The 15771-nt window shown below is 37.0% G+C and carries 22 protein-coding genes; 1 reads left to right on the plus strand and 21 read right to left on the minus strand.

Going from position 1 to position 15771, the window contains the following annotated elements; translation table 11 throughout:
• Positions 1 to 49 precede the first annotated feature (49 nt).
• From ACWIUX_RS03750 to ACWIUX_RS03805, 12 genes are read right to left on the minus strand one after another with little or no spacing between them, the layout of a single operon-like run.
• Positions 50 to 676, minus strand: coding sequence for a ribulose-phosphate 3-epimerase (locus ACWIUX_RS03750; protein ID WP_448589385.1), 627 nt, complete (start codon positions 674 to 676; stop codon positions 50 to 52).
• A 20-nt stretch (positions 677 to 696) separates the two neighbouring features.
• A complete protein-coding gene (rpiB, locus tag ACWIUX_RS03755; RefSeq protein WP_448589386.1) occupies positions 697 to 1140 on the minus strand; it encodes a ribose 5-phosphate isomerase B in 444 nt (147 codons plus the stop codon).
• Positions 1137 to 1268, minus strand: coding sequence for a hypothetical protein (locus ACWIUX_RS03760; RefSeq protein ID WP_448589387.1), 132 nt, complete (start codon positions 1266 to 1268; stop codon positions 1137 to 1139). The genes rpiB and ACWIUX_RS03760 overlap by 4 nt, the downstream gene beginning before the upstream one ends.
• Before the next feature lie 10 nt (positions 1269 to 1278).
• On the minus strand, positions 1279 to 2250 hold the full coding sequence (gene fbp / locus ACWIUX_RS03765; RefSeq protein WP_448589388.1) for a class 1 fructose-bisphosphatase: 972 nt from the start codon (positions 2248 to 2250) through the stop codon (positions 1279 to 1281).
• A 59-nt stretch (positions 2251 to 2309) separates the two neighbouring features.
• On the minus strand, positions 2310 to 3515 hold the full coding sequence (locus tag ACWIUX_RS03770; protein WP_448589389.1) for a phosphoglycerate kinase: 1206 nt from the start codon (positions 3513 to 3515) through the stop codon (positions 2310 to 2312).
• Position 3516: 1 nt separating this feature from the next.
• On the minus strand, positions 3517 to 4518 hold the full coding sequence (gene gap / locus ACWIUX_RS03775) for a type I glyceraldehyde-3-phosphate dehydrogenase (RefSeq protein ID WP_448589390.1): 1002 nt from the start codon (positions 4516 to 4518) through the stop codon (positions 3517 to 3519).
• Positions 4502 to 5554, minus strand: a complete 1053-nt coding sequence (locus tag ACWIUX_RS03780; protein WP_448589391.1) for a transketolase family protein — start codon at positions 5552 to 5554, stop codon at positions 4502 to 4504. The genes gap and ACWIUX_RS03780 overlap by 17 nt, the downstream gene beginning before the upstream one ends.
• A gap of 32 nt (positions 5555 to 5586) precedes the next feature.
• Positions 5587 to 6468, minus strand: a complete 882-nt coding sequence (locus ACWIUX_RS03785) for a transketolase (RefSeq protein WP_448589392.1) — start codon at positions 6466 to 6468, stop codon at positions 5587 to 5589.
• Positions 6458 to 7351: a phosphoribulokinase gene (locus ACWIUX_RS03790; RefSeq protein ID WP_448589393.1), complete on the minus strand. Its 894-nt coding sequence runs from the start codon at positions 7349 to 7351 to the stop codon at positions 6458 to 6460. The genes ACWIUX_RS03785 and ACWIUX_RS03790 overlap by 11 nt, the downstream gene beginning before the upstream one ends.
• A gap of 2 nt (positions 7352 to 7353) precedes the next feature.
• The gene (gene rbcL, locus ACWIUX_RS03795) at positions 7354 to 8640 is read right to left on the minus strand and encodes a type III ribulose-bisphosphate carboxylase (RefSeq protein ID WP_448589394.1); all 1287 of its coding nucleotides are present in this window, start codon (positions 8638 to 8640) and stop codon (positions 7354 to 7356) included.
• A 35-nt stretch (positions 8641 to 8675) separates the two neighbouring features.
• The gene (gene fsa, locus ACWIUX_RS03800) at positions 8676 to 9329 is read right to left on the minus strand and encodes a fructose-6-phosphate aldolase (RefSeq protein WP_448589395.1); all 654 of its coding nucleotides are present in this window, start codon (positions 9327 to 9329) and stop codon (positions 8676 to 8678) included.
• Complete coding sequence (locus tag ACWIUX_RS03805) at positions 9314 to 9457, minus strand: hypothetical protein (protein WP_448589396.1); 144 nt, start codon at positions 9455 to 9457, stop codon at positions 9314 to 9316. The genes fsa and ACWIUX_RS03805 overlap by 16 nt, the downstream gene beginning before the upstream one ends.
• A gap of 220 nt (positions 9458 to 9677) precedes the next feature.
• Here ACWIUX_RS03805 and ACWIUX_RS03810 point away from each other — a divergent pair, with 220 nt between their 5' ends.
• Positions 9678 to 10082, plus strand: a complete 405-nt coding sequence (locus tag ACWIUX_RS03810) for a hypothetical protein (protein ID WP_448589397.1) — start codon at positions 9678 to 9680, stop codon at positions 10080 to 10082.
• Between the two features lie 139 nt (positions 10083 to 10221).
• Here the strand turns inward: ACWIUX_RS03810 and ACWIUX_RS03815 are convergent, their stop codons facing one another.
• From ACWIUX_RS03815 to ACWIUX_RS03855, 9 genes are all read right to left on the minus strand, one after another.
• Positions 10222 to 10857, minus strand: coding sequence for a transposase (locus tag ACWIUX_RS03815; protein ID WP_448589398.1), 636 nt, complete (start codon positions 10855 to 10857; stop codon positions 10222 to 10224).
• Between the two features lie 212 nt (positions 10858 to 11069).
• Complete coding sequence (locus ACWIUX_RS03820; RefSeq protein ID WP_448589399.1) at positions 11070 to 11420, minus strand: type II toxin-antitoxin system PemK/MazF family toxin; 351 nt, start codon at positions 11418 to 11420, stop codon at positions 11070 to 11072.
• Positions 11398 to 11646, minus strand: a complete 249-nt coding sequence (locus tag ACWIUX_RS03825) for a hypothetical protein (protein ID WP_448589400.1) — start codon at positions 11644 to 11646, stop codon at positions 11398 to 11400. The genes ACWIUX_RS03820 and ACWIUX_RS03825 overlap by 23 nt, the downstream gene beginning before the upstream one ends.
• Positions 11647 to 11920: 274 nt before the next feature.
• Complete coding sequence (locus ACWIUX_RS03830) at positions 11921 to 12334, minus strand: PIN domain-containing protein (protein WP_448589401.1); 414 nt, start codon at positions 12332 to 12334, stop codon at positions 11921 to 11923.
• On the minus strand, positions 12324 to 12587 hold the full coding sequence (locus ACWIUX_RS03835; RefSeq protein WP_448589402.1) for an AbrB/MazE/SpoVT family DNA-binding domain-containing protein: 264 nt from the start codon (positions 12585 to 12587) through the stop codon (positions 12324 to 12326). Before ACWIUX_RS03835 ends, ACWIUX_RS03830 begins: the two co-directional genes overlap by 11 nt.
• Before the next feature lie 284 nt (positions 12588 to 12871).
• Entirely contained in the window at positions 12872 to 13285 is a 414-nt protein-coding gene (locus tag ACWIUX_RS03840; protein WP_448589403.1) for a hypothetical protein, read from the minus strand.
• Positions 13275 to 13568, minus strand: a complete 294-nt coding sequence (locus ACWIUX_RS03845) for an Rpn family recombination-promoting nuclease/putative transposase (protein ID WP_448589404.1) — start codon at positions 13566 to 13568, stop codon at positions 13275 to 13277. Before ACWIUX_RS03845 ends, ACWIUX_RS03840 begins: the two co-directional genes overlap by 11 nt.
• Before the next feature lie 413 nt (positions 13569 to 13981).
• Positions 13982 to 14686: a hypothetical protein gene (locus ACWIUX_RS03850; protein ID WP_448589405.1), complete on the minus strand. Its 705-nt coding sequence runs from the start codon at positions 14684 to 14686 to the stop codon at positions 13982 to 13984.
• Positions 14687 to 14853: 167 nt separating this feature from the next.
• Complete coding sequence (locus ACWIUX_RS03855; protein ID WP_448589406.1) at positions 14854 to 15645, minus strand: TIGR02391 family protein; 792 nt, start codon at positions 15643 to 15645, stop codon at positions 14854 to 14856.
• Positions 15646 to 15771 lie beyond the last annotated feature (126 nt).

A 15771-nucleotide genomic window follows, 5' to 3' on the forward strand; every position in this document is an offset into this window, starting at 1 on the left:
CTCCCACCATTAATGTATAAACTTAGCATTATTATACACTACAAAGCACTTAACCTCTAAGCCTGTTAAATTCTCCTGGATTCTTAGCCTTGAAAAATGCGCTGCCCATAACAGCGAGATCTACGCCAATTTCCTTTAACTTCTCTCCCCAAAACATATCCACTCCACCATCAACCCATATTTCAAAACTTCTATCAGGATAAAGTTTAATCAGCCTCTTTATCTTTTCGAAAACCGATTCTATAAAGCTTTGCCCTCCAAATCCAGGTTCTACGCTCATAAAGAGAACGTGGTGCACAAAAGGCAATATTTCGAGTATAGAGCTTTCGTGTACTCCTGGCCCAATACTCACCCCGGGCAAAAAGCCCATTTCCCTTAGCATTGCACAAAATCTTACTGGAGCAACAGTTGCCTCCTGGTGAAATGTAACCTCCCTTACAGTCTTTGGAACAAGGGCTACAAACTTTTCAGGCTCTCTTACCATCAGGTGAACAGATACTGGCAATTTCGAACACTTCGCCAAATAAGTCCCAAATTGTGGCCCAAAGGATATATTGGGCACATAGTGCCCATCCATAACGTCCACATGCCAAGCATCAGCATATGGTTCTAATTCCTTTATATTTTTCTCAAAATTCAAAAAGTCAGCTGACAGGATAGAACCCGATATTAACATTGCTTTCCTCCATTAAAGATTTATAAAAATTTTTCTAATTCCGCAATCTGCTCTACTCTTCTAAGATGTCTGCCTCCTTGAAATTCGGTATTCAAAAATATGTCTACAAGTTCCTTTGCAGTTTCAAAGTCAGTAAACCTGCCTCCAAGAGCTATCATATTTGCGTTGTTATGTTCTCTTGCTAGCTTTGCAAGCTCAGGAGCATATACTAAAGCACATCTGATACCCTTTATCTTGTTAGCAACAATCGAGGCACCGATTCCCGAACCACAAAGTACTATCCCTCTCATACACTTCCCCGTAGAAACAGCATTCGCAGCTTTAGCTATAATTGGAGGATAGTCTACGCTATCATTGCTAAAACACCCAAAATCAACTACCTCATGTCCAAGGGATTCCAGATAATCTTTAATTTTATTTTTCAGATCAAAAGCACCGTGGTCAGTAGCAATTGAAATTTTCATCTTACCTCCAAATTTTCATATATAGTACCACTAGCATCCCATAGTACCACGAGCATCTTGCTCGTGAAAAGTTTTTCATAGTACCACGAGCATCTTGCTCGTGGAGTATTCGCGAGCATCCTGCTCATAATCTTTCCTCTACCCTTCTTTAAGGATAGCAAGCAGTTCTTCCATATCAGCCTTACTTCCCATAAAAATTGGCGTCCTCTGATGAAGGGATTCTGGCTTTACGTCCAAAATGCTGCTATTCCCATTGCTCGCAATTCCACCAGCTTGCTCTATTAAAAATCCTAAAGGATTGGCCTCATAGAGTATTCTTATTTTTCCATTTTTGTTTACGTTATCTGCTGGATATGCGAATATTCCGCCTTTCAAAAGGGTTCTGTGTACGTCGGCTATCATTGAAGCCACATATCTGAGCGTATAACCCTTCTCCTTTACTGTGTCCACATATCTTCTTATGCCATTCGACCATCTCTTGTAATTAGACTCGTTAAACGCATATATCTTACCTCTTTCTGGCAACTTTATATTTGGATGAGACAAGATAAACGATCCCACTGCCGGATCTAGAGTAAAGCCATTTACCCCGTTTCCTGTAGAATATACTAACATAGTTGAAGAGCCATATATCACATAACCTGCAGCTACCTGCTTTCGTCCTTCTTGAAGAAAAGAGGCGTCATCGTCAGATATTCTTTTGTGAATAGAAAATATAGTGCCCACGCTGATATTCACGTCCACATTGGAAGATCCATCCAAAGGATCAAGGCTGATAACGTATTTACCATCACTTCCGTTTGCAGGAAAAAAAGCCTTTTCCATTTCTTCCGATGCCACAGCAAAAAAATCACCCGTAGATGCAAGGTGTTCAACTAGCCAGTTATTTGCCAGTTCATCAAGTTTTTGGACCTCTTCACCTTGAACGTTTATTCTGCCTACCTTACCAAGAACGTCCACAAGACCAGCTTTTCTTATATGCGATGAAATTATCTTGGTAGCATTCTCAATTGATATAAGTATGCGCGAGAGTGTACCCGATGCCAAAGGATACCTTCTTTCCTCTTCAAGTATGAATCTGCTTAGATCTATACCCTTTTGAACTCTCAATATATACACACCCACTTCCAAAAATTTTTTATGTTTTTATTTTCACTTATCCGCTCAACTTACATCTTTTTTGGTAGAGCATCAATTCCAGGTAACCTTTCACCTTCCAAGAATTTAAGCGCAGCTCCACCACCAGTAGAAACGTGAGAAAAGTAGTTAATAAGATTTGTTAGCCTTAAGACATCAGCTGTGTCACCACCACCACAAACGCTTACCGCATCGCTTAAAGCAATCGATAAGGCAAGCGCCCTTGATCCCCAAGAAAACTCAGGAATTTCAAATATTCCCATTGGACCATTCCACAAAATTGTCTTTGCTTTCATTATCTCTTCTTTAAAGATTTCAAGCGTTTTAGGTCCAATGTCCACTCCATACCAATCTGCAGGAATTCTATGGGCATCCACCAACCTACACTCGCTACCGCTAAATATATCCTTTGCAACCAACACATCAACTGGTAAAATTATCTTCTTTCCAATTTCGCCAGCCTTATATAAAATTTGACGTGCAACATCGTCTATAGAATCCTCAACAAAGGACTTACCTACGTCGTATCCGCTTGCTCTCAAAAAGGCAAATGCCATTCCACCACCAATACATATTGTATCTACTTTTTCAATCATGTTATTTATCAACTTTATTTTATCCGAAACCTTTTTGCCCCCTAGAATCAAAAGAAAAGGCCTTTCTGGACTTTTAAGAATCTTGCTCAAGGCAACAACCTCCTTTTCAAGTAGAAACCCCGCAAAAGAAGGCAAGAGTTTTGGCATAGACGCTATAGAAGCGTGCTCCCTATGACATGCCCCAAAAGCCTCCTGAACAAAGATATCCGCTAAGGATGCAAGATATTTGGCATAGTGCATGTCATTTTTTGTCTCTCCAGGGCAAAACCTAAGGTTTTCAATGAGCAAAATCTCGCCATCTTTTAAACTATTAGCTATAAAATCCTCTAACTCCTTTCCATTACACTCAGCAATAAAGTTTATGTTGAAGTTAAGCATTTCTGATAACTTTTTTCTCACACCTTTTAAAGAAAAATTGGATTCTTTATTCTTCGGTCTCCCAAAGTGAGATGCCAAAATTACCTTAGCCTTTGCAGCACACAGATATGCCAATGTAGGGACTACCGCTCTCAATCTCATATCTCCAGTAAGATTTCCATCTGAGTCAGCTGGGTCATTTAGATCCGCCCTCACAAACACCCTTTTGCCGCAAAGTTTATATATCGGATAATCCAGTAATGATGCCCTATCAAAACCTGTCACACTACTCGCCCCCTCCTGACATAAACTTAATAAGGTCAACAATCCTCGTCGCATATCCAAATTCGTTGTCATACCAGGAAAAGACTTTATAGATATCTTCAACCTTTGATATCAAAAGCCCGTCTACAATAGAGGAATATTTGCTGCCTATTATATCGCTTGAAACCAAAGGTTCCTCTGAATAATACAAAACACCTCTCATTGAGCCATCAGAATACCCTTTGAAGGCATTCTTTATTTCTGAAACATCTGGATTTTTTTTGAGATTTACAGAAAGATCTACTATAGAAGCCGTAGGAACTGGCACCCTCAAAGATATGCCGTCTAACTTACCTTCAAGCTCTGGAAATATCTTCCCAATAGCCCTTGCAGCCCCAGTAGAAGTTGGAACCATATTTATAGCAGCAGACCTTGCCCTTCTCATGTCCTTTTTATGGGTACCGTCAAGGAGCCTTTGATCGGACGTGTATGCGTGAACGGTAGTCATAACGCCCTTTTCTATTCCAAATTCATCGTTTAAGACCTTACAAACGGGAGCTAAACAATTGGTCGTACAGGAAGCCGCTGAGATGACTTCATGAGATGCTGAAATATTCTTGTGATTTACGCCATAAACCACCATTATGTCAGCATCCTTTGATGGAGCGCTAATAAGTACCTTTTTGCATCCCGCAATTATGTGTTTATACGCATCATCTCTCTTTGTAAACTTACCCGTTGACTCTACTACTACTTCAATTCCAAGTTCTTTCCAGGGCAATTTTGTAATATCGCTTCTCTCTTCATAAATTAGAATTTTCTTATTATTTATATATAACGAGTCGCTATCATAGCTAACTTCTTTATCAAAGGACCTATATACAGAATCGTGCTTTAGCAAATTGGCAAGCATAGCGGTATTTTTTGAGCTGTTTACTGCAACTATATCAACATCGCTTTCATCGCTTGCAAGGCGAGTAACAAGACGTCCAATTCTCCCAAAACCGTTAATTGCTACTCTCATCTGCCATCCCTACCTCATTCTCAGCTTTTAATGCGCCAAAATCACTTCTAGTTGAAGCCGAGATCTCGTATATCTCATTTGCCTTTCTCCTCGTCTCAAGCACCCTTAAAACTTCCTTTGCTATGTCATCTGATGTGAGTTTATAGTGTTTCAAAAGATCTACTGGTTTGCCAGACTGACCGAATTGATCCCTTACGCCCATTCTTGACATAGCCACAGGAAACTCTTCACATAAAGCTTCAGCCACCGCACTTCCCAAACCACCAATTATGCTGTGCTCTTCTACAGTCAACGCAGCCCTTGTTTTTATTACAGATTCTATGAGGGTTTCCTTGTCAAATGGCTTAATAGTATTAAAATTTATTACCTCAGCCTCTACACCTAATTCAGACAACCTCTCAGCTGCCCCAAGAGCCTCATAGACCATTATTCCACACGCAGCTATAGTAATATCCTTTCCCTCTCTAAGAACAATTGCCTTTCCAATTTCAAAAGGCTTGCCAGGAGGAGTTACTACTGGAGTAGCCATCCTACTTAGTCTTATATACATAGGGCCTTCGAAATTGGCAGCTGCAAACGTAGCCTCATAGGCCTCATGTGCATCAGCCGGGACAACGATAGTCATATTTGGAATAGATCTCATAATTGATATGTCATCAATTGATTGATGGGTAGCGCCATCCTCACCTACAGATATGCCTGCATGAGAAGCTGCAATCTTTACATTTAGATTTGGGTAGGCTATCGACTGAAAAATTTGATTCAAAACTCTTTGAGTAGCAAATATTGCAAAGGATGAACAAAAAACCACCATTCCACAAGCCGCTAGTCCAGCTGATATCCCTATCATATTTGCTTCTGCTATCCCAACGTCGAAAAACCTATCTGGAAATTCCTTTCCAAACTTTATAGTCTGAGTAGACTTAGCAAGATCGGCATCTAAGACTACTACATTATTGTTTTGTCTACCAAGTTCTACTAAAGCTCTTCCATAAGCCTCTCTTGTAGCTATTTCCCTATCAGATATAATGGCCACACAGAACAGCCCCTTTCATTTATTTTTTTGACTTAATTTTTAGAATCTAAGCTCACGTCCTCAGATTCCATAAATTCAATCTCATCAAAACCCTTAAGCGCCTCTTCTAATTGATCTCCCTTTGGCGCCTTTCCGTGCCAATCAACGTTGTTCTCCATAAAGCATACTCCCTTACCCTTTACTGTATTGGCAATTATTGCAGTGGGCTTTGACGTATACGATATTGCCTCCAAAGCAGGAATCAGCTCAAGAAAATCATGACCGTCTACCTCTATGACAGTCCATCCAAAAGCCTTCCACTTAGCTCCTATAGGATCAATACCCATGACGTCCTCTGTGCAACCATCAATTTGTAATCTATTTCTATCTACAATAGCCACAATGTTTGTAAGCTTATAGTGAGAGGCCGACATAGCAGCCTCCCACACCTGTCCTTCTTGACACTCTCCATCTCCAAGAAGAACAAAAACTCTGTAACCGCTTTCAAAGATTTTCGCAGCCAGTGCCATTCCAACGCCCACGCTCAGCCCTTGTCCCAAGGATCCTGTAGACATTTCCACCCCCGGAACCTTTTTCATATCAGGATGCCCCTGTAAAGGAGATCCAAACTTTCTCAAATCATCAAGCCATTCATAAGGAATAAACCCAGTCTCAGCAAGGGTAGCGTACAAAGCTGGAGCAGCATGACCCTTTGACAGAACAAACCTATCCCTTTCAGGATCCTTGGGATATTTGGGGCTAATTCTTAATATCCTAAAGTAAAGTGCTGTTAGAATATCAACGCATGAAAGAGATCCTCCAGGATGCCCTGATTGAGCCTTGCCAATCATCTTTATTACATTTTTTCTTATAATCAAAGCCTTTTTTTCAAGCTCTTCATATTCTGGCTTATATACTATCCTGCTAAACGGCATTTTTTAACACCACCTCATTATCTTTGTCTTTAGCTGCCCTGATCTGTTTTATCCTGGCAGCAAACAAAAGTAACATAGTTCGATACGGCACTACCTCCTTTTCCTGAACCTTAGACAAAAGATCCCTACTTATTGAAAATATGCCGCTTAGCTCCTTTAGTTGTTCCTGATTCAGGTCGTCATATATCCCAAAAACATTCATCTTTCTGCCCGCATGCCATTCTGTAAAGCATTTCCAATTATCAAAATTACAAGATTTCAAACACTTTCTAATCCAGGGATCGTCAACTGGTTCTTTCCAATCAACCCCAATTGCAGAGGAACTATTTTTTGATATTTTTAATTTGATTATGATGTCTGCGAGAGCACACTGAGGCTCTACAAAATTTCTGATATCCCTTTGTCTTAACCTAATCTCCTTTGCAACCTGCTCTACTGTATATCCCCTCTCTGCAGTATCTCTCTTTACCTTCCAGTTAAACTTCAGATCCATCTCCGTATCGTAGTAAACCTTCATATCATAAAGTTCTGCAAGCGATTTGAAGAAAAACGGATGCAGTCCCTCGCATATTATATATGGCATTGGAACTACCCATTCAGGATCCCCAAAATTGCCTGTGGAGTGATCGTAGACGGGTTTTAAGACCTTTTTGCCCTGTTTTAATAAGAACAGATGTTCTATAGCAAGACCCAGGTTATTTGCCCTAGGGTGAAGAGGGGTAATTCCTACAGCCTTTCTCTCAACCCTATCCAAAGAGTGATAATCGTCAAATGATATGGTCCTAACCTTATCCTTTCCAAGTAAAGTAGCAATATCCTTTACAAAGGTGCTCTTTCCTGCTCCACTATCTCCAGCTATACCAATAAAGACAGGATCAACCATAATTAAGCACCTCCCCATTTTGATAATGCCATCTCAAGCGCTTTGCTGCTTTTGGCTCCTTCTTTGAGAGACTTACCAGCTACAGCGCATTCTACCGAATCCCTTACAGCTCTTGCTCCCATTTTAGTGCCTTCTGGATGGCCGTGAACTCCTCCGCCGTACTGGAAAACAGCGTTCTTTCCAAAGATTTTATAAAGTTCTGCTGTATGCCCGGGATGTAGTCCGCCCGATGCTACAGAAAATACTCCCTTCATATTTCCCCAATTCTGATATGGTAAATAGGTCTTTACCTTCATCTCTTTACTAGCACCAAGAGCCTCGTGACAAACTAAAACGTCGTCCCTATCCCCTTCCATCTTGCCAACCACAGTGCCTATATGAAGTTGATCTAATCCCGCAAATCTTAAGAGTTTTGAAAGCACTAACATGTGTATGCCATGTCTCTTATTTCTCGCAAAACTTGCATACATTGCGCGATGAGCGTGCAATATCAGGCCTGTATTTGCATTTCTCAAGCTTTGAACGCCCGCAAAGCCAGTAGTCACAACGTCAACCATCGCATACTTTCCGCCCTCTTTTTTAACAAGGTCAGCCCTTCTGAGCATCTCCTCTGTAGGTGCTGTAACGTTTGGTAAATATGCCTTCTTTTCACCGGTTTCCTTTTCAGCCCTAGCAACTGCTTCAAGTGAGTACTTTATCCTCTCGTCAAAATTCGAAAAATCTTGATGAGAGAGGTTTTCATCATCTTTTACCAGATCCAGACCACCAACCAAAGAGTCGTACACAACCTGCGCCTGTTCTTTTGGATTTAAACCAAGTTTAGGTTTAACAATTGTGCCAACCAATGGTCTATCCTTCACGCCAAGAACCTCTCTTACTCCATCTATTCCGAAAGCAGGACCTGGCAAATCCTTTAAAAATTTTTGAGTAAGCATAATATCTATCAATCTGAGATTTTCTACTGCCTTCATGCCAAACACGTTTCCTGCAACGCTACTTAAGAATTGAGGAAGATTACTCGCCTCAAAGAGCACGTCAGGATAGGCTATCCTCACAATATTGCCCTCTATTGAGTAAACCCTTGCCCTTAGTTCATCCCATATTGACTGTTTCATAGTAGCAAGATCTGTCCAGGTACCTATAGAAGACTCAGAAGCCACTGCTCCAGCTGCCTCTTTTATATCTGTTCCAGGAGCAGGCTCTACATAAAAGGCTGCCAAAACGTCATTTTTGCCTGGGACGTAATTCAAATCCAAAAAATTCGTATATTTAATATTCATAATATTCATAATTCCACCTCATATTTTTTTATTTTGTAAAAAGCCTATTTAGAAGCCTGAAGACTCTTCCAATCGCTTAGAAACCTCTCAATACCAATGTCTGTCAAAGGATGCTTGAACATTGCCTCTAAAACCTTTGTGGGCACGGTAGCTATATGAGCGCCTGCCTTTGCAGACTCTATTACGTGAATTGGATGCCTTATGCTTGCCGCTATAATTCTGGTACTAAATCCATATATCTTGAATATGTGAGAAAGGTCTCTTACCACTTCTAGACCATTATGAGAAATATCATCCAATCTTCCTACAAAAGGGCTCACAAATGTAGCGCCCGCTTTAGCTGCGAGCAATCCCTGGCTAGTGGAAAATATAAGGGTGACGTTCGTTTTAATGCCTTCCTTAGATAGGACACTTACAGCCTTTAAGCCCTCGTCTGTCATAGGAATCTTTATTGCAGTATTTAATTTCCACAATGAATATTCTCTTGCTTCACTTATCATCTCATCGGCCTTTGTGCCTATAACCTCAACGCTAACAGGCTCTTTTACCATAGAACAGATTTCTTGAATAGCACTCTTAATATCCTTACAACCCGCCTTAGCAAGAAGTGAAGGATTGGTGGTTACGCCGTCTACCACACCAGTAGGAACTAACTTTCTAATTTCGTCAATTTTCGCAGTATCTAGAAAAATTTGCATAATTCTTTCACCTCCAAAAATTTTTTGGCAGAGTCTCTTAGGTTGACAATGTTACTCAACCTAAGATTAGATTCACAAAATAAAGACACCTCTGAATCAAAAAAGGCAAAATTAATCTCATCTAACATTGTCAACCTCCTTTCATAAGTATGTCTGACAATGATACATTTAATTGTCAGACTTGTCAAGCATTTCTGATATTTTAAAAAATCCTATTAAATAGCTATTTTTAAATATTGTCAGACAATTTATAGTATCGCAAGCATCCTTGCTCGCGAAATGTTCTTCTCATCCATATCTTTTTGTTCTATACTTTTTATACAAAATTAAAAAAGTGAGGGAGTTTACTTGTTTGATTACAGAATAAAAGTAGAAGATAAAGAAGGAAATTGTGTTTTAGAAGCAGATTTTGAAATATTAGTTTGGTATTATGGACCTAGGGTAATGATAGACAGAACTGCTACCACTGCTCTAGTTTGGTGCGACGACAATGATGAACACGAAAATTGGTTTCTATCCCAAAGTCCATTCGTGATATTAGACTACATTTTAGGCAAGAGCACTATGAGAGATATTGTTCTCAAGGGGAAAACTAGCCTTTTACATTATGATTTTAAAAATAACAAATATATATTTGAAAAGGAATTAAACAAAGAAGAACTTTTAGGATTTGAGCTCCCGCACGAAGAGTCCTATCTGGGAGATGTATATAAGAAAAAGGATGAGCTATTAAAAGCAATTAAAAAATTATAGTATCTCGAGCATCTCATAGTAACGCGAGCATCTTGCTCGCGAAAAGCTTTTTGTATAGTACCACGAGCATCTTGCTCGTGGAGTATAGTATCTCGAGCATCTCATAGTAACGCGAGCATCCTTGCTCGCGAAAAGTTTTTCACAGTTCACCAAAATTTTCTCTACTATACCCTATAGTTTTTGCCTTTGTTGGATTTTCTCTAATATATTTACGAATTGCCTCAAAAGCATTTTCGTTTCGTACTATATGGTCATAAGATTCATACATCCATATCTGTCCATTTTTACCAAGCAATTTGTTAATCTCATTAGCCGAAAAAGATTTCCAGCTATGTAATATTGTTAACAACTTATAATTTAACAAAGGTTTTACAAGTACATGGACATGGTTAGGCATAATTACCCATTCATCTAATTTGTATCTTTGATTATCAAAATAAAGTAACGTCCTAGCTACAATTTCCGCTATCGTTTTATCTTTAAGTATACAGCTACCCCTATTATCATCTAATAAATTTTCAATTCTTTTGGAAAACAATCGATAATATTCAATTTTTTCTTCTCTAGTAAGTTTTGTTAAATCACGGTGTTTCTTCATCCAGAGTTTACGTTCAGATAAAATCTTCTCATTAATGTGATTTGGGATAGAATCTGCCAAACGAAAGGTTACAAAATACCATACACTACCTTGCTGCCAGTGAGGTAAATTACGCTTATACGTTTCTATTTCTTTATAAAAACTTAAAAACTCCCAGAAGTCATCATCATTTATCATTCTATCCACTTATTGTACTAATACCCCGTAAAAGGATTGTTATCTATGCCAACAATAATTATTAATTATTATACCCTAGCACCTTGGTCACAGTACCACGAGCATCTCATAGTAACGCGAGCATCTTATAGTATCACGAGCATCTTATAGTATCACGAGCATCTTGCTCGTGGAGTATAGTATCACGAGCACCTGCTCGCGATTAGAAATCACTACTCTAAATTCAATACACATTTTAAGGCCTCTTCAACCTTCTCTTTATATAGTTCTTCCAATGTCCCCATTTTTTCTACAAGCCTTTCTTTTGAAATAGTAATAATTTGTTCGCACTTTATATAAGATACGCTTTTTAGACCATTTTCCTTTGAAGGACTAACCTTAATATGAAAGGGAATATCTCTTCCTTTTGTACTTATTGCAATAACAATTGTATTTGGGTAATTCTGGTTTGTGTTTCCTGCATCTGTCTGAATTATAAGAGATGGCCTTAAACCTTCTTGTTCTGAGCCTCTTCTTGGATTCCAGTTAACAAGCCAGATTTCAAACCTCTTCAGAGTTTTCATTGCTAAGAACTACTTCTTTTTGTGCATGAAATGCATATTCCACGTCATCTTCATAAACTTTGCTAAATGCGTCGTAAAGCATTTTTTCTTCTTCTTTTTTTGACCAATTATTCAGAAGTTCCCTTATTATTTCATTAAGAGACTTATTCTCCAATTTTCCTATCTCTTTTACCTTCTTATGCAATGTTCTAGGAATCCTTATAGTGAGACTTGCAACATCTTTCATATAATACCTCCTCCTTTCGATATCTATATGTGACATCATATTTATACATCATATACCAATTTAAATCAATAGCGCTTATGTAAAGGTGCTACAGGAGGCTTCAGTTATAGTATCGCGAGCATCCTTGCTCGCGGCCGTTCTTCATAGTATCACGAGCATCCTGCTCGTGGACGTTCTTCATAGTATCACGAGCATCCTGCTCGTGGACAGTTTTTTGCTTTTTTTGCTCTTACTGCTACCAAGCAAGGATACTTGGCTTACTCTTTCTACGCATTTATGGTAAAACTCTCTTCACCCCTACAAGATTATCAAAATCCCCATCGTAGCTATATATTTCATTTATTCCTTCCTCAAGCATAAAACAATAGTTAAAAATGTCTGCAAAGGAGATATTCACCTGAGGATACATTTCAAGAGCTTTTTCAAATATCGGTTTAAAAGTTAGCCTCAATCCTCTTAGATTCAATATTGGCAAAAGTAACTCTTTAATTTCTTCTCTGGGCAGTTTGTAATAGTTTTGGAGAGTAAAAATTACTTCAAAGATTACCAGTGGAGTGGTTATAACTTTTTCTTCATTTTTCTCTATTCTTTTTAATAGTTCCAGAACATCATAGGCTTTCTTTTCGTCGTCTTTTGTAAAATATCTAATAAGTATATTTGTATCAAGAAATTTCTCTTTAGATTTCATTGGCAGCTTCTTGCACAATTTTTTGTTCGACAAACTCTCTGATTTGTTTGAAATCTTCTGGTTTTTGTATTGGCTTTACTTTTCCAAAATTTTCTTCAAGTTTTGACTTTATTGGAACAATCTTAACTGTATTGTCTTCTATAACAAAAGAAATTCTCTCGCCAGCCTTGACCCCAAGAAAATCTCTTATCTGTTTTGGCAAAGTAACCTGTGATTTTTTAGTAAGAACAGATTTATTAGTAGATGATCTCATAATTTCTTACCTCCTTTTAAGTACTGCTTAGTAATAGTATAAGAAAGCGATAATAAATAGTCAATATTCCTAAGCCCTTATAGTACCCTGAGCATCTTGCTCGGGGTGTATTACTTTTGAGATTTTTTAAAAGCTACCAAGCAGGATGCTTGGCTTACCATAAAGGCAAAGCTACCTCAGCAGTGGTGCTATATACCATAAGTGCAGAGCTAACCGAAAAGAGGGCTACCAAGCAGAGTGTTGAGCCATAGTACCCTGAGCATCTTGCTCGGGGTGTATTTATATTACAATAGATCTTCGAGTTCTTCTATATTTTTTATCTTAAACATTGCCTTTAATATTTTTTTTAGCCTTTCTCTATCAGAAATACTCTTAACCTTATTTTCAATATTTTCTGGAACTGTATCAAATTTTGCCTCAATAGCATTTATTACCATTTCCTGAGCACTAAGCAATTTTCCTATCTTTTCACCTTCTTTTCTTCCTATCTTTTCACCTTCTTTTCTTCCTATCTTTTCACCTTCTTTTCTTCCTTTCTTTTCACCTTCCATCATCCATTTCTTGGTTAAGGTCATAATCATCTTTTTATCACCTCCAACTTCTGATATTATCTGGTTTGTTCTTTCTAATCCATAATTTATAGCAATATAGTTCAGTATAGAGACTATGTCTTCAATTGAAAAGTTCTTAAAAAACAAATCTGTCTAAGTCTGACTTGTGTTCAAATATTATGTATAACATAGACTTATTTCCCTTAAAGTTGCATTCAAAAGATAGATCCAACTGATATTTCTTATACTCTTTTGATAATTTTTCGTTGTCTATTAGTTTAAGAGATTCTATATCTATGTTTTTTCTTAACTCATATGGAAAAAACTTTTTTATAAACGTTCTTGTGTTATTTTCCTCTGAAAATACCATCTTAAAGAATCTATCATGCGCATCCTTAATGCTATCTACATCATGCAATAAGTCTTCCAAATTGTGATACCCCCAAAGAAGTTAGTTTAAAGCAATATACCATAAAGTGGAAGTATTAGCTATAGTACCCTGAGCATCTTGCTCGGGGTGTATTGCTTTTTGTTCTTAAGCACTACCATAGTACCCTGAACCTCAGTGTGTAAGCTCTATTATCAGCAATTTAAAAAAGCCTTACTGGTGTAGTTTTTGATCACATCCAATTTTTCTGTAAATTCATCTAGTTTTGGTTTGTTAACTATATTCTATCAGTGGACGATAACCTTTCATATTTCCATATTAATAATCATCTTCACTTCTTAAATATAAATCTACATTGATTTTTTAACGATTTCTTTTCCCGCCGGCTTTACTAATAATTTATTAACAATCTAGTAATCTAATCTTTGGGAATTTTCCCAACAATCTAGGAATCTTTAAGAATTTTTCCACCATTCTCTATATTCTTCTCTAAAGCTTTCATATTCATCAGAATATTCAAGTATATTAGGTTGGAAAGAAGAGAGATTAGAAAGATATGCTTGAGGATGGTAATCCTCACGAAGTAATTTATTCGTGAGAAGTAACCTATAAATTCTGCAGAGTATTTCGTGTATTCTTTTATAATATTTTTTTATATCATTTATATCTAATTCATATTTTTCTGGACTATATTTAAAATGAGCGATTCTTTTGTTAGCAATAGTTTTTATTTTATGATATTCGTTTTCTTCACCCTCATGAAAATCTTTTTTAATTTCAGAAATTATTTTTTCTATCTCACACGTTATACTATCATTTTCTAACTCTTTAATGTCTTTAAGAATTCTGCAAATTGTTAGATCTTTGTCATTCATAGATATTATAGCTCTTATACTCATAATACAGGAAGTACAAAAATTCCCTACAATAAATTCTTTAACAAAATAATCATCACAAATATCCCATTCATTCCCCTTATTCCACCATTTACTCCATTTCCCTTCATGGAGAAGAAGACTTCTTCCTTTTTCTCTAATGTCTTCAATTATTCCACGGATAGCTAAAAATTTTGCATATTTATCACAAAAAGATGAAAACTTTCTGCACAAATCATCAAACTCTTTGTTGATTATGTTAATCTTTTCCTCATTAACTGCCATTTTTTAAAAACCTCAATGTAAAATTTTAAAATTTCTGTTTAGAAATAATCTCTTTAAGCACATTCTAAATAAATCTGGATGTTAACACAATATTGTATTTTAGTTTGCATAAGGCTTAATACCAACCCTTATAATTTGGCAAATCTCTCTTATTTTTTGTTGACCAGTTATTTTGCATATTCATCAAGTAATCTCATTAATAAACTGGTTAAAGCTAAATATTCAATAGCTCTATAAGGATCATCTAAGATGACATTTTCATGTGCTTTACGATTTCTAATACCTACAATGCCTTTAAATAGATACATTATTCCTTTTTGCTCATCCTTTTCTCCAACATGTTGTAAATCATTAAACTTAATCAGAGGAACTTGGTTTTCACATCCAAAAGCTCGATTCATTGCTTTATCGCCATCTAAATTTTCTCCTGTTTTATCTCTTATAAATCCTTTAACCCGCTTAATAACTTCTTTAAATGCTGCTTCAACCGCATCAGCATAATGACCGTCTTCAAATCTCTGCTGGCTTACTTCTTTTATTGAATGATGCAAATCGTAATATTTTAAGCCAAGCGTCCTACCAATACTTAAAGATGATTCAGCTTCAAGCCTTGTTTTTTCTCTTACAAATCCTTCTAAAAGTTTTTTCTTTTTGTCAAGTTCTTTAAGATATAGCTTCTGATTAAGACCATAATCTACACGAGAACATACACTTGTATCTGAACGCTTAAATAGTTCTAAATAATCATCGTCAAAAAGTTTTTTAACTATTTTTACAGTTGTGTTTTCCCAAACTTGATATTCTGGTCCCCAATTCTCAGAATTTTTCAATTGTTCAATTTCCTTAATTTGTCCCTTAAGTAACTCTAATAGTCGAGCATCCATAAATTTACCCTCCTTTTTCAGTTGTCCAATTCTCTCAATTTGTCCCTTAAGTAATTTTAATAGTTGCGCATTCATAAATTTACCCTCCTAATTTTTTGTTAGTTGAACTATACAAACAAAAAATTTTTAATTTCTTATCCCACAACTTATGTTACTTATCTTATAACTATTTGTTGAGTAATTAACGTACAAAATTTTCTA

Source organism: Thermodesulfobium sp. (assembly GCF_053498235.1).

Coding starts and splice junctions, on each gene's coding strand:
- ACWIUX_RS03820 (WP_448589399.1), bottom strand. CDS start 11,420: ATGAAAACTCTGAAGAGGTTTGAAATCTGGCTTGTTAACTGGAATCCA.
- ACWIUX_RS03835 (WP_448589402.1), bottom strand. CDS start 12,587: ATGAGATCATCTACTAATAAATCTGTTCTTACTAAAAAATCACAGGTT.
- fsa (WP_448589395.1), bottom strand. CDS start 9,329: ATGCAAATTTTTCTAGATACTGCGAAAATTGACGAAATTAGAAAGTTA.
- ACWIUX_RS03855 (WP_448589406.1), bottom strand. CDS start 15,645: ATGAATGCGCAACTATTAAAATTACTTAAGGGACAAATTGAGAGAATT.
- ACWIUX_RS03850 (WP_448589405.1), bottom strand. CDS start 14,686: ATGGCAGTTAATGAGGAAAAGATTAACATAATCAACAAAGAGTTTGAT.
- ACWIUX_RS03830 (WP_448589401.1), bottom strand. CDS start 12,334: ATGAAATCTAAAGAGAAATTTCTTGATACAAATATACTTATTAGATAT.
- ACWIUX_RS03750 (WP_448589385.1), bottom strand. CDS start 676: ATGTTAATATCGGGTTCTATCCTGTCAGCTGACTTTTTGAATTTTGAG.
- ACWIUX_RS03825 (WP_448589400.1), bottom strand. CDS start 11,646: ATGAAAGATGTTGCAAGTCTCACTATAAGGATTCCTAGAACATTGCAT.
- ACWIUX_RS03790 (WP_448589393.1), bottom strand. CDS start 7,351: ATGGTTGATCCTGTCTTTATTGGTATAGCTGGAGATAGTGGAGCAGGA.
- ACWIUX_RS03785 (WP_448589392.1), bottom strand. CDS start 6,468: ATGCCGTTTAGCAGGATAGTATATAAGCCAGAATATGAAGAGCTTGAA.
- gap (WP_448589390.1), bottom strand. CDS start 4,518: ATGAGAGTAGCAATTAACGGTTTTGGGAGAATTGGACGTCTTGTTACT.
- ACWIUX_RS03760 (WP_448589387.1), bottom strand. CDS start 1,268: ATGAGCAGGATGCTCGCGAATACTCCACGAGCAAGATGCTCGTGGTAC.
- ACWIUX_RS03815 (WP_448589398.1), bottom strand. CDS start 10,857: ATGATAAATGATGATGACTTCTGGGAGTTTTTAAGTTTTTATAAAGAA.
- ACWIUX_RS03805 (WP_448589396.1), bottom strand. CDS start 9,457: ATGTTAGATGAGATTAATTTTGCCTTTTTTGATTCAGAGGTGTCTTTA.
- rbcL (WP_448589394.1), bottom strand. CDS start 8,640: ATGAATATTATGAATATTAAATATACGAATTTTTTGGATTTGAATTAC.
- rpiB (WP_448589386.1), bottom strand. CDS start 1,140: ATGAAAATTTCAATTGCTACTGACCACGGTGCTTTTGATCTGAAAAAT.